Origin of the sequence: Pseudomonas sp. BCA17 (assembly GCF_004519405.1) — a bacterium.
Lineage (GTDB): Bacteria > Pseudomonadota > Gammaproteobacteria > Pseudomonadales > Pseudomonadaceae > Aquipseudomonas.
Genome location: NZ_SGWI01000002.1, coordinates 507,334 through 519,031, shown reverse-complemented (window position 1 = coordinate 519,031; position 11,698 = coordinate 507,334). Strand labels below are relative to the sequence as shown.

At 60.0% G+C, this 11,698-nt stretch carries 8 protein-coding genes, 1 pseudogene and 1 riboswitch; of the genes and pseudogenes, 5 read left to right on the top strand and 4 right to left on the bottom strand.

Annotated features, from left to right (window positions below):
- Nucleotides 1–31: 31 nt before the first annotated feature.
- Nucleotides 32–226, bottom strand: a pseudogene (locus EXW71_RS29375) (HAMP domain-containing protein); the annotation flags it as partial.
- Between the two features lie 1,491 nt (nt 227–1,717).
- Between EXW71_RS29375 and EXW71_RS11220 the strand changes: the two are divergent.
- The gene (locus EXW71_RS11220) at nt 1,718–2,536 is read left to right on the top strand and encodes a M48 family metallopeptidase (protein ID WP_123714619.1); all 819 of its coding nucleotides are present in this window, start codon (nt 1,718–1,720) and stop codon (nt 2,534–2,536) included.
- Nucleotides 2,537–2,598: 62 nt separating this feature from the next.
- Here the strand turns inward: EXW71_RS11220 and EXW71_RS11215 are convergent, their stop codons facing one another.
- From EXW71_RS11215 to EXW71_RS11205, 3 genes are all read right to left on the bottom strand, one after another.
- The gene (locus tag EXW71_RS11215) at nt 2,599–3,183 is read right to left on the bottom strand and encodes a TMEM165/GDT1 family protein (RefSeq protein WP_016978300.1); all 585 of its coding nucleotides are present in this window, start codon (nt 3,181–3,183) and stop codon (nt 2,599–2,601) included.
- Nucleotides 3,184–3,272: 89 nt separating this feature from the next.
- Nucleotides 3,273–3,392: riboswitch (yybP-ykoY riboswitch) on the bottom strand.
- Between the two features lie 51 nt (nt 3,393–3,443).
- Entirely contained in the window at nt 3,444–4,442 is a 999-nt protein-coding gene (locus tag EXW71_RS11210; protein WP_134658629.1) for a class I SAM-dependent methyltransferase, read from the bottom strand.
- A gap of 30 nt (nt 4,443–4,472) precedes the next feature.
- Nucleotides 4,473–5,435 carry a 2-hydroxyacid dehydrogenase gene (locus EXW71_RS11205; RefSeq protein WP_134658627.1) on the bottom strand — a complete coding sequence of 321 codons (963 nt, stop codon included), beginning with the start codon at nt 5,433–5,435 and terminating at the stop codon, nt 4,473–4,475.
- Nucleotides 5,436–5,520: 85 nt separating this feature from the next.
- Here EXW71_RS11205 and EXW71_RS11200 point away from each other — a divergent pair, with 85 nt between their 5' ends.
- The 4 genes from EXW71_RS11200 to EXW71_RS11185 all read left to right on the top strand — a co-directional run bounded on the left by EXW71_RS11200 (nt 5,521) and on the right by EXW71_RS11185 (nt 11,566).
- Nucleotides 5,521–6,153 (top strand): LysE family translocator, encoded by a 633-nt coding sequence (locus EXW71_RS11200; protein ID WP_003188636.1) that lies wholly within the window; start codon nt 5,521–5,523, stop codon nt 6,151–6,153.
- A 141-nt stretch (nt 6,154–6,294) separates the two neighbouring features.
- Nucleotides 6,295–7,977 carry a fatty acid--CoA ligase gene (locus tag EXW71_RS11195; protein WP_134658625.1) on the top strand — a complete coding sequence of 561 codons (1,683 nt, stop codon included), beginning with the start codon at nt 6,295–6,297 and terminating at the stop codon, nt 7,975–7,977.
- Between the two features lie 335 nt (nt 7,978–8,312).
- Nucleotides 8,313–10,172, top strand: a complete 1,860-nt coding sequence (locus tag EXW71_RS11190) for a DUF1302 domain-containing protein (RefSeq protein WP_134658623.1) — start codon at nt 8,313–8,315, stop codon at nt 10,170–10,172.
- A 29-nt stretch (nt 10,173–10,201) separates the two neighbouring features.
- The gene (locus EXW71_RS11185; protein ID WP_134658621.1) at nt 10,202–11,566 is read left to right on the top strand and encodes a DUF1329 domain-containing protein; all 1,365 of its coding nucleotides are present in this window, start codon (nt 10,202–10,204) and stop codon (nt 11,564–11,566) included.
- Nucleotides 11,567–11,698: the final 132 nt, after the last annotated feature.

The following is an 11,698-nucleotide window of genomic DNA, read 5'->3' as shown; positions in this document are numbered from 1 at the left end:
CCACTTGCGTGATCATGCCTTGCAGCTTGATCAGGAAGGTATTGAAGCCGCTGGCGATCGCGCCCAATTCGTCGGCGCGGTCACTGGTCAGGCGGCGCGTGAGATCGCCTTCGCCCTGGGCGATGTCATTGAGCATGGCCACCATTTGTTTCAGCGGGCGGGCAATGCCGTGGCCTACCAGCCAGATCACCACCAGGCCGAGGCCCGCGATCGCCAGGCCGACCATAGCCATACCGAAGATATCGGTCTTGCGCTGGGCTTGCAGGTCACTTTGCAGTTTGTGCGAATCCGCCATCACGGCGCTCAGGGGCAGTTGCAGCATCAAGGTCCAGCGCGCTTCAGCCTCGCCGATGTTGAACGGTAGGAACAGCTCGATATGCCCGTGTTCCTTGTCGACGTCGTAGCGCACTTCGCCGACTTTCAACTGGCCGAGGTTGGACAGCTCCTGGCTGTCGAGCAGGTCGCCGGCCTTCTCGCCGAGTTTGCTGGCGTCCTTGGTATAGGCCACCAGGCGTCCATTGTTGGAGATCAGCGCCAGTTCGCCGGCGCCGTCGTAAAGGCTCTGGTCGGCGCGGGCCAGCATGTCCTGGATGAAGTTCACCGACAGGTCGGCACCGACGATGCCCTGGAACTTGCCGTCGATCATGATCGGCTCGATAAACGACGCCAGCATCACCATGGCATTGCCCACCTTATACGGGGCAGGGTCAATGGCGCAGGGTTTCTGGCTTTCCTTGGAGCACAGGTAGTACTCGCTGGCGCGTATACCGGTGGAGAGGATTTTCTGGTCGTTGACGTCGGCGAGTTTGTCCAGGCCCAGGCTGCCATCGGCGTTGCGGTACCACCACGGCAGAAAGCGACCGTCGGTGCCCATGCCGACGATCGGGCTGTTCACGTAATTGGCGTCGTTGTGATCGATTGCGTTGGGTTCCCAGCCAATGTAGGCGCCGAGAATTTTCGGGTTACGCACCACTGTTTCATGCAGCAGGCTGATCAGTTGCTCGCGGCCGATCTGCAACGCGGGTTCGCCCTTGGCGTCTTTCATACCGAGCAGGGCGTTGGTGGTGGCCAAACCTTTGGCGGTCACCAGTGGCGCTTCCAGTTCGCGCTGGACCAGTGTGGCCTGGGTCTGCATCAGCGCGGTAAGCCGCTCCTTGATGATTTGCTCGAATTGGGTTTGGGTGCGCTCCTGCACCATTTCCTGCGTGCGCGCACCGGAAAACAAGGCGTAGAGCACTAGCACTGCGACCACGCTCAACACGATGGCGCCAGTAAGTGCCGCCACGGAAAACTGAATCGACTTGAATTTCATGAAGGCTCCGGGCACAGAGGGGTTTGGCTAATGCCAGTCAGTTAAGCGATAGAGCGGACAACGAGGAGCCTGTGGCGAGGGAGCTTGCTCCCGTTGGACTGCGTAGCAGGCCCAGTCTTTTCAAGCCCAAAGCTGGGGCCGCTTCGCGACGCAGCGGGAGCAAGCTCCCTCGCCACAGTGACTATGCTCATCCTTAACTGACTGCCATTAGGGGGGCTCATTTTTTATCGGCCATGCCGCAGGGAGTCTTAAGGTTTGTCCTGCAAATTAGTCGGTGGCGTCGCAAATGGGATGATCACTGGCGTTGTGAGATGTATCCGAAATTTGACGGTTACACGTCTGTTGTATCTGGCTTCTCTATAAATGACCGCCTACGATACGCGCCTGATTTTCAGGGAGAGTGTCATGAAGAAAATAGTGGCGGTAAGCCTACTCAGTTCAGCGGTGCTGCTGGCAGGTTGCCAGTCGGTCAACACCACCAGTGGCGGCGCCGTGGGAGTCGAGCGTAAGCAGTACATGTTCAGCATGTTGTCGAGTCAGGAAGTCGACCAGATGTATGCCCAGTCCTACCAGCAGACCCTGGGTGAGGCGAGCGGCAAGGGTTTGGTGGACAAGACCAGCGCCAACGCCAAACGCGTACAGGCCATTGCCAACCGTTTGATCGCCCAGGCGCCGACCTTCCGCCCGGATGCGGCGCAGTGGAAGTGGGAAGTGAACCTGATCAAGAGCGATGAGATGAACGCCAACTGCGGGCCTGGCGGCAAGATCTTCGTGTACAGCGCGTTGATCGACAACCTCAAGCTCACCGATGACGAACTGGCTGCGGTAATGGGTCATGAGATTGCCCACGCCTTGCGTGAACACGGCCGTGAAGCCATGTCCAAGGCGTATGGCATCGAGATGGCCAAGCAGGGCGCTGGTGCGCTGTTCGGCCTGGGCCAGGACAGCCTGGCACTGGCCGATACGGTCACCAACTACGGCATGACCTTGCCTAACAGCCGCGCCAATGAAAACGAAGCAGACCTGATCGGCCTGGAGCTTTCGGCCCGCGCCGGCTACAACCCGAACGCCGCCATCACGTTGTGGAACAAGATGGCCAAGGCGTCAGAAGGTGCGCCACCGGAGTTCATGAGTACTCACCCGGCGTCCGACAGCCGGATCGCCTCGTTGCAGGCGGCGATTCCGAAGGTGATGCCGCTCTACCAGCAGGCCAAAAAATCCTGATCTTGTAGAAAATCCAATGCGGGAGCGGCTTTCCGCTCCCGCATTGGATCGGGTTTACCGCCTTAGATCCAGCCGCTGCTCTGCATGGCCTTGTACACCGCCACGATCGCCAGGATGAAAAACGCCGAAGCCGCCAGTCGACGAATCAAGGTCAGCGGTAGTTTTTCCGCCGCAAAATTCCCCGCTAATACCACCGGTACGTTGGCAATCAGCATGCCCAGGGTGGTGCCGATAATCACCAGCCACAATTCCGGGTACTGCGCTGCCAGCATCACCGTGGCGATTTGTGTCTTGTCGCCGATTTCGGCAAGGAAGAACGCGATCAGCGTGGTCAGAAACGGCCCGAATTTGCGTGTGGTACTGGCTTCGTCATCGTCGAGTTTGTCCGGCACCAGGGTCCACAGTGCCGTGGCACAGAAGCTCGCCGCCAGGATCCAGTGCAATACCGCATCCGAGAAGAAACTGCCGAACCAGGCCCCCACGGCACCGGCCGCCGCATGGTTGGCCAGGGTCGCGGCAACGATACCCGCGATGATCGGCCAAGGCTTGCGAAAGCGTGCGGCGAGGATGAGTGCGAGCAGTTGCGTCTTGTCGCCGATTTCGGCCAAGGCAACGATTGCGGTAGGAACGAGTAATGAATCCAGCATCAGGTAGGTTTCCAGGGGCGGGTCGACACGGCTATGACACGTACAGCCTTCCCGCCCCGGGTAAGGTGTGCGTGTCATAGGTCTTGTCAAACCCCGGTCCGTCTGTGCGGACTCCTGGGTCGCATACGCCATGGTCTGCTGACCAAGTATGTTGACGTATGCCGGACGAGCGTGGCGCTCGTGGGAGACTACTCCCCTAGGACGGAGCGGATTCTGCCTAGGCAAAACGCATTCGGCAAGCCTTCTTTTTCAAACGCCCGTCAGCCGCGCTTGGCACGGTAAATGCGAAAGCCGTTGCCTTCGGCCTTGATCGCACAGACCCCGAGATGCTCTTCGATCAGCGGCTGATACTTCAGAAAGCTGTTGGCGACTAACCGAAGTTCGCCGCCTTTTGCCAGGTGTTTCGCAGCTTTTCGCAGCAGGTTTTCGGTAGCGAAATAATCGGTGTGCACCCCGACATGGAACGGTGGGTTGCTCAGGATTGCATTCAAACCCATCGGCGCAGCGTCGATTCCGTCGCCGGTCAGCACGTCGGCTTCCAGACCGTTGGCGGTCAATGTCAGGCGGCTGCTGGCGGCGGCGAATGCGTCCACGTCCAGCAGGGTTACGCTGTTGTGCGGGTAGCGACGCTTGACCGCGGCGCCCAACACACCGGCGCCGCACCCGAAGTCGAGCAAATGACCGCCCGGCAGCTTGTCCAGGTGCTCCAGCAACAACTCGGTGCCGCGATCCAGGCGCCCGTGGCTGAACACGCCCGGCAGGCTCACGACCTTGAGCGGCCCTTCGGCCAGCGGCACGTCGAACACCTGGGCCAGGCTTTCCAGCTCGACCGCTTGCGGAGCGTTGGCCACGGTGACTTGCCACAGCTGGCAATGCCGTGCGTTATCGAGCTTGCGCGGTTTGCCGAAGGGGATCATCTGTTTGGCGGCGCTTTCGATACCGGCTTTTTTCTCCCCCACCAGAAACAGCTCGGCGCCGGGCAGGCGTGCGGCCACGGCGTTGAGCAGGTAGTCGGTGAGGTCCTTGGACTTGGGCAGGAAGATCACTGCCGCATCGAACGAACGCTCAGGCACGTTCACGCCGAACTGGCTGCGCTCGGGGAAGCGTGCATCGAGCGCGGCCTGGTCGCCGGCGTGCCAGCACCAGCCGTGGGCGTTGGGCAAGCGGCCCAGCAGGTCGTCGGCCGGCAAACCGACCAGCAGCAGGTTGCCTTGAAAAAGTTCGGCCTGACGAAGCAGTACTTCACTGCGCGGGTCCATGGTCTGCTCCTTGAAAAGGGGCGCAGTTTATCAACTGACGACGCGCAACGGGGCGCCGTTGAAAAAGCCTTGGGCGTTTTCCACCAGTTGGCCGACGATCCGCTGTCGGGCTTCGCGGCTGCCCCAGGCGCTGTGAGGCGTGACGATCAGCCGAGGAATATCGCCGGCCAGCAGCGGATTGCCATGCACCGGTGGTTCCACGCTCAGTACATCGGTGGCTGCGCCGCCCAGGTGGCCGCTGCGCAAGGCGTCTGCCAGCGCCTGTTCATTGATCAAGCCACCGCGTGCGGTATTGACGATAAAGGCGCCAGGCTTGAGCAATGCCAGTTCGCGGGCACCGATAAAATCGCGGGTGTGTTCATTGAGCGGGCAGTGCAGCGTCAAGGCGTCGACCTGTGCAAGCAATTCGTCCAGCGGCACGCGATCGGCGCGGGCAGGGCGCCCGGGAATCGCGCCGAGCACCACGCGCATGCCAAAGGCTTCAGCCAGGCGCGCCACGGCACTGCCCAGTTCGCCATGGCCGAGCAGCCCGAGGGTTTTGCCTTGCAGTTCGATAATGGGGTGGTCCAGCAGGCAGAACTGCTTGGCTTGCTGCCATTTGCCTACCGCCACATCCCGTTGATAGTCCTGCAAGCGGGTCGCCAGGTTGAGCAGCAACATGATCGTGTGCTGCGCCACCGACGGTGTGCCATAGCCCTGGCAGTTGCTCACGGTGATCCCGTGGGCGCGGGCCGCTTCGAGGTCGACATTGTTGGTGCCGGTGGCCGATACCAGGATCAGTTCGAGTTCAGGACAGGCTGCCAGGGTTTCGGCGTTGAGCACGATCTTGTTGCTGATCACCACTTGGGCGCCTTGCACACGTTCAAGCACATTCTGTGGCGTGGTGTCTGTGAACAGTTGCAGCTCGCTGAAGCTGTTGTGCAACTCGCCGAGGTCGAGGTCGCCTAAATCCAGGGACGGGTGATCGAGGAAGACGGCGCGGCGATTGTTCATTCAACTGTACCTTTTGTGACGAGGTTCGAAGGCGTAATCTGCCGAGCCTATCAGATGAAATAATCAGTTACTTAATGGAGTAAGCATGTACGTCGCCGAGTTTTTGACCGTAGCGCTGATTCACCTGTTGGCAGTGGCCAGCCCCGGCCCGGATTTCGCCGTAGTCGTGCGCGAGAGCGTAACCCATGGCCGGCGCGCCGGGACTTGGACGGCCCTGGGCGTCGGCTCGGCGATTTTCCTGCATGTGGGTTACTCGTTGCTCGGTATCGGCTTGATCGTTTCTCAGTCCATCGTGCTGTTCAACGCTCTGAAATGGGCGGCCGCAGCCTATCTGCTGTACATCGGTTTCAAGGCCTTGCGCGCGCAGCCGGCCAAGCCTGCCGCCGAAGGCGAGTTGCACCGCGAAGCGGGCGAGCGCACCCCGCGCGGCGCGTTTACCGCCGGCTTCGTGACCAATGGCTTGAACCCCAAGGCCACATTGTTTTTCCTCTCCCTGTTCACTGTGGTGATCAATCCACATACGCCGCTGGCCGTTCAAGCCGGTTACGGTGTGTACCTGGCGGTGGCGACGGCGTTGTGGTTCTGCCTGGTGGCCATGTTGTTCAGCCAGCAGCGCGTGCGCGCCGGGTTTGCACGGATGGGCCATTGGTTTGACCGCACCATGGGCGCGGTATTGATCGCCATTGGTGTGAAGCTGGCCTTCACCAGCATGAAATAATTTTTCAGTTGCCGGATGCTGGCGTAAAGCTAGCATTCACTGGGGTCTGCAAATCATTCCTTTGGCTGATTTGGCTGACACATAAGCTCTCTAAAGTGCAGGTCTTCAAGCCAAGACCGTGCAGTCAGATAAGGGATTCGTATGTTGCAGACCCGTGTTATCCCGCCCGCCGAAGGTGCGTACCAATACCCGCTGTTGATCAAACGCCTGTTGATGTCCGGCACCCGTTACGAGAAGACCCGGGAGATCATCTACCGCGACAAACTGCGCTATACCTACCCGACCCTGATCGAGCGGGTCGCGCGGCTGGCCAATGTGTTGACCGAAGCGGGCGTCAAGGCCGGTGATACCGTGGCGGTCATGGATTGGGACAGCCACCGTTACCTGGAATGCATGTTTGCTATCCCGATGATCGGTGCGGTGATCCACACCATCAACGTGCGCCTGTCGCCGGAGCAGATCCTCTATACCATGAACCACGCCGAGGACCGCTTCGTGTTGGTCAACAGCGAGTTCGTGGGCCTTTACCAGGCGATCGCCGGGCACCTCACCACTGTCGACAAGACCCTGCTATTGACCGATGGCGATACCCAGACCGCCGAGCTGCCGAACCTGGTGGGCGAGTATGAAAGCCTGCTGGCCGCCGCCAGCGCGAAGTACGACTTCCAGGACTTCGACGAAAACTCGGTAGCGACGACCTTTTACACCACCGGCACCACCGGCAACCCCAAGGGTGTGTACTTCACCCATCGCCAACTGGTGCTGCACACCATAGGTGTGGCGACCATCATGGGCAGCGTCGACAGTGTGCGCCTGTTGGGTACCAACGACGTTTACATGCCGATCACGCCGATGTTCCATGTACACGCGTGGGGCCTGCCGTATGTGGCGACCATGCTGGGGTTGAAGCAGGTCTACCCCGGCCGCTACGACCCGGAATACCTGGTGGAGCTATGGCGCAAGGAAAAGGTCACGTTCTCCCACTGCGTGCCGACCATCCTGCAAATGGTGCTCAACGCAAAGGCCGCCCAGGGTGTGGATTTCGGCGGTTGGAAAATCGTCATTGGCGGCAGCGCACTCAATCGTTCGCTGTATGAAGCCTCCAAGGCCCGCGGCATTCAGCTGACCGCCGCGTATGGCATGTCTGAGACCGGGCCGTTGGTGTCCTGTGCCCATCTCAACGAAGAGTTGATGGCCGGCAGTGAAGACGAACGCACCACCTACCGCATCAAGGCCGGCGTGCCCGGGCCGTTGGTGGAAGCGGCGATTGTCGACGGCGACGGCAATTTCCTGCCCGCCGATGGCGAAACCCAGGGCGAGTTGGTGTTGCGCGCGCCGTGGCTCAGCGAAGGGTATTTCAACGAGCCGCAGAAGGGCGCCGAGCTGTGGGCCGGCGGCTGGATGCATACCGGCGACGTGGCCACTCTGGATGCCTTTGGGGTGATTGATATCCGTGATCGCATCAAGGACGTGATCAAGACCGGCGGCGAATGGATCTCCTCCCTGGCGCTCGAAGACCTGGTCAGCCGTCACCCGGCGGTACGCGAAGTAGCAGTGGTGGGCATCGCCGACCCGCAATGGGGCGAGCGCCCGTTTGCGTTGCTGGTGGTGCGTGATGGCCATGTGATAGGAGCGCGTGAGCTCAAGGAACACCTCAAGCCTTTCGTCGAGCTGGGGCACTTGAGCAAGTGGGCCATTCCAAGCCAGATCGCGGTTGTTACTGAAATTCCCAAGACCAGCGTAGGAAAACTCGACAAAAAACGTATCCGTCTCGACATCATCGAATGGCAGGCCAACAACAGTACATTCCTGTCGACCCTTTGATGCCCTTCGCCGCGACCGTTCGGGCGCGGCAATGCTCTATCTCAAGCCTTCACGCTTGTGATTTATCGATTTTCAGCCATCCTTGCCGCGCCGGCCTTCGTCGGCGTGGCGAAAGGGTTGTGGCAGACGGGTTGGTGATACAAATCACACTTTAGAGGGATCAAGCGCTACCCCCTGCTGGCTATAGTCCCTTCCAGAGTTATTCGCGGATGTTGCGCTTCGGGCCATGGGAGCTCGGTTGCCGTGCAGCATTGGGATCGTTGTATCCCGGCTGTTACATGCATCTGTAAGAAAGAACTCACTGCCATAACAATAATGCACATGGAGTAGCGTCGATGACCTCAGTAAACCAGTTCTGGCGCCGGGCGAGATTGCCTGTGGCCGTCAGTCTCGCTTCTACGCTTGCCGGGCCCGCATTCGGCGTCAGTTTCAATATCGGTGAAGTCGAAGGTAGTTTTGACTCGTCGCTTTCTGTGGGGGCGAGTTGGTCGACAGCCAAGCCTAACCGAGACCTGATCGGTGCCAACAACGGCGGCAAGGGCTTGTCCCAGACCTCCGATGACGGCCACTTGAACTTCAAGCGCGGCGAAACGTTCTCGAAGATCTTCAAGGGCATCCACGATCTGGAACTGAAATACGGCGACACCGGCGTGTTTGTGCGCGGCAAGTACTGGTACGACTTCGAACTCAAGGACGAAAGCCGTCCGTTCAAGGACATCAGCGACAACAACCGCAAGGAAGGCGCCAAGTCCTCTGGCGGGCAGATCCTCGATGCGTTCATTTACCACAACTACACCATCGCCGATTTGCCGGGCAACGTGCGTTTCGGCAAGCAGGTGGTGAGCTGGGGTGAAAGTACCTTCATCGGCGGCGGCATCAACTCCATCAACCCGATAGACGTGTCCGCATTCCGTCGTCCAGGCGCTGAGATCAAGGAAGGCTTGATTCCGGTCAACATGTTTTATGTGTCTCAGTCATTGACGGATAACTTGTCGGCTGAGGCGTTTTATCAGCTGGAGTGGGACCAGACGGTGACCGATAACTGCGGCACGTTCTTCTCCCAGCCCGATGTAATTTCGGATGGCTGCGACAACAACCTGCGTGTCCTCAACAAGCGTTCGACCATCCCAGGCGCTGCGTTGCCGACGCTCAATGCCCTGGGTGTGGACGTCAACAACGAAGGCGTGCTGGTACGTCGCGGTCCGGACCGAGATGCCCGCGACAGCGGCCAATTCGGCGTGGCCATGCACTACAACTTCGAGCCGCTGGATACCGAGTTCGGCGCGTACTTCATGAATTACCACAGCCGGGCGCCGATCTTCAGTGCACAAGGTGCTCCGTCGTCGGCTTACACGCGCCCTCTGGGGCCTCTGGCTGCCTTGCGTCCATTGATCGTGGCAGGCAGCTCCAACTACTTCGTCGAGTACCCGGAAGATATCCGTCTGTACGGTTTGAGCTTCTCGACAACGTTGCCGACAGGCACTGCCTGGAGTGGTGAACTGAGCTATCGTCCAAACGCTCCCGTGCAGTTGAGCACCACCGATATCCTGTACGCCGGCGTCACTCCGATCCCTGGTTTTGGCAACGCATCCGTGCTCAAAGGCACACCAGGCCAGGACTTGCATGGTTACAACCGCAAGGAAGTGACGCAGTTCCAGACCACCTTCACGCACTTCTTCGACCAAGTCATGGGCGCCAGCCGCCTGACCACCGTCGGTGAGATCGGGGTGACCCATGTCGGGGGGCTGGAAAGCAAATCACAAGCCCGCTATGGCCGCGATCCGGTCTTCGGCCCTGGTAGCTTGCCGGGTGGCTTCTGCAACGCGCTCAACAACTCCACTGCGACGGGGGCAGGCCTGCCCAATGCCGCTGGCCTGAACACCAACTGCAACAATGATGGCTACACCACAGCAACCTCCTGGGGTTACCGCGCTCGAGCCATCTGGGAGTACCCGGACGTGTTCGCGGGCGTCAACCTCAAGCCAAACGTGGCTTGGTCGCATGACGTCAAGGGGTATTCACCCGGCCCCGGCGGTAACTTCGAAGAAGGTCGCAAGGCAGTCAGCCTCGGCTTGGATGCCGAGTACCAGAACACCTACACCGCGAGCCTGGCCTACACCAACTTCTTTGGTGGCAAGTTCACCACGGTGGATGACCGCGACTTTATCGCCCTGAGCTTTGGCGCCAACTTCTAAGCACACTGTATTTTCAGGAAGACCAGAATATGCAAATAACAAAAAGTCTGTTGCACCTGGGTTTGCTGGGGCTGTCGATCCTGGCGAGCAACGCCATGGCCGCGGTATCGGCCGATGAAGCCGCCAAACTGGGCACCACCCTGACGCCGATGGGCGCGGAAATGGCCGGTAATGCGGCGGGCACCATCCCGAAATGGTCGCCGCTGCCCACCAATGCCGGTGCCGTGGATGCCCGCGGTTTCCTGGCCAACCCGTACGCCAATGAACAGCCGCAGTTCGTTATTACTGCGCAGAACGTCGAGCAGTACAAAGACAAGCTGGCGCCTGGGCAGTACGCGATGTTCAAGCGTTACCCCGACACTTTCAAAATGCCGGTCTACCCGACCCATCGCGGCGCGACCGTGCCGGCTGCGGTATTTGCCTCCATCAAGAAGAACGCCACGCAAACCAACCTCGTTTCCGGTGGCAACGGCCTGGAAAACTTCGAGACGGCGGTCCCATTCCCGATCCCGAAAAGCGGCGTGGAAGTCATCTGGAACCACATCACCCGTTATCGTGGCGGCAGCGTGACCCGCCTGGTCACCCAGGCCACGCCGCAAACCAATGGTTCGTTCAGCCTGGTGTACTTCAGGGACCAGTTCGTGTTCCGCGACAAAATGAAGGATTACGACCCGAAAAACCCGGGCAACGTGCTGTTCTACTTCAAGCAGCAAGTGACTGCGCCGGCGCGCCTGGCCGGTGGCGTGCTGCTGGTGCACGAAACCCTGGACCAGGTGAAGGAGCCGCGTTCGGCGTGGGTCTACAACGCCGGTCAGCGCCGTGTGCGTCGGGCGCCGCAAGTGTCCTATGACGGGCCGGGCACTGCCGCCGACGGCCTGCGTACTTCCGACAACCTCGACATGTACAACGGTGCCCCGGACCGCTACGACTGGAAACTGGAAGGCAAGAAAGAAATCTACATCGCCTCCAACAGCTACAAGGTCGACGATCCAAAGCTCAAGTACACCGACATCATCAAGGCCGGGCACATCAACCAGGACCTGGCACGCTACGAGCTGCGCCGCGTCTGGCACGTGGTCGCCACGTTGAAGGAGGGCCAGCGCCACATCTACGCCAAGCGTGATTTCTTCATCGACGAGGACACCTGGCAAGCGGCAGTGATCGACCACTACGACGGCCGTGGCCAACTGTGGCGCGTCGCCGAAGCCCATGCGGAGAACTACTACGACAAGCAAGTGCCGTGGTACGCCCTGGAAACCCTCTATGACCTGCAGTCCGGCCGCTACCTGGCCTTGGGCATGAAGAACGAAGAGAAGCAGGCGTATGACTTCGGCTTCACCGCCACCACCAGCGATTTCACCCCCGCGGCCCTGCGCCAGGACGGTGTTCGCTAAGGTGTAGCCGCTCGACAATGTGTGAGGGGGCTTGCTCCCGATAGCGGTGTGACAGTCAATCATTGCATTGACTGTTCCTTCGCCATCGGGGGCAAGCCCCCTTTCACATTTTTTGTCGCAGTTCTTTTTCAG

Excerpts from the sequence above, each read along its gene's own strand:
- EXW71_RS11220 (WP_123714619.1), top strand. The coding sequence starts at position 1,718 with ATGAAGAAAATAGTGGCGGTAAGCCTACTCAGTTCAGCGGTGCTGCTG.
- EXW71_RS11215 (WP_016978300.1), bottom strand. The coding sequence starts at position 3,183 with ATGCTGGATTCATTACTCGTTCCTACCGCAATCGTTGCCTTGGCCGAA.
- EXW71_RS11210 (WP_134658629.1), bottom strand. The coding sequence starts at position 4,442 with ATGGACCCGCGCAGTGAAGTACTGCTTCGTCAGGCCGAACTTTTTCAA.
- EXW71_RS11205 (WP_134658627.1), bottom strand. The coding sequence starts at position 5,435 with ATGAACAATCGCCGCGCCGTCTTCCTCGATCACCCGTCCCTGGATTTA.
- EXW71_RS11200 (WP_003188636.1), top strand. The coding sequence starts at position 5,521 with ATGTACGTCGCCGAGTTTTTGACCGTAGCGCTGATTCACCTGTTGGCA.
- EXW71_RS11195 (WP_134658625.1), top strand. The coding sequence starts at position 6,295 with ATGTTGCAGACCCGTGTTATCCCGCCCGCCGAAGGTGCGTACCAATAC.
- EXW71_RS11190 (WP_134658623.1), top strand. The coding sequence starts at position 8,313 with ATGACCTCAGTAAACCAGTTCTGGCGCCGGGCGAGATTGCCTGTGGCC.
- EXW71_RS11185 (WP_134658621.1), top strand. The coding sequence starts at position 10,202 with ATGCAAATAACAAAAAGTCTGTTGCACCTGGGTTTGCTGGGGCTGTCG.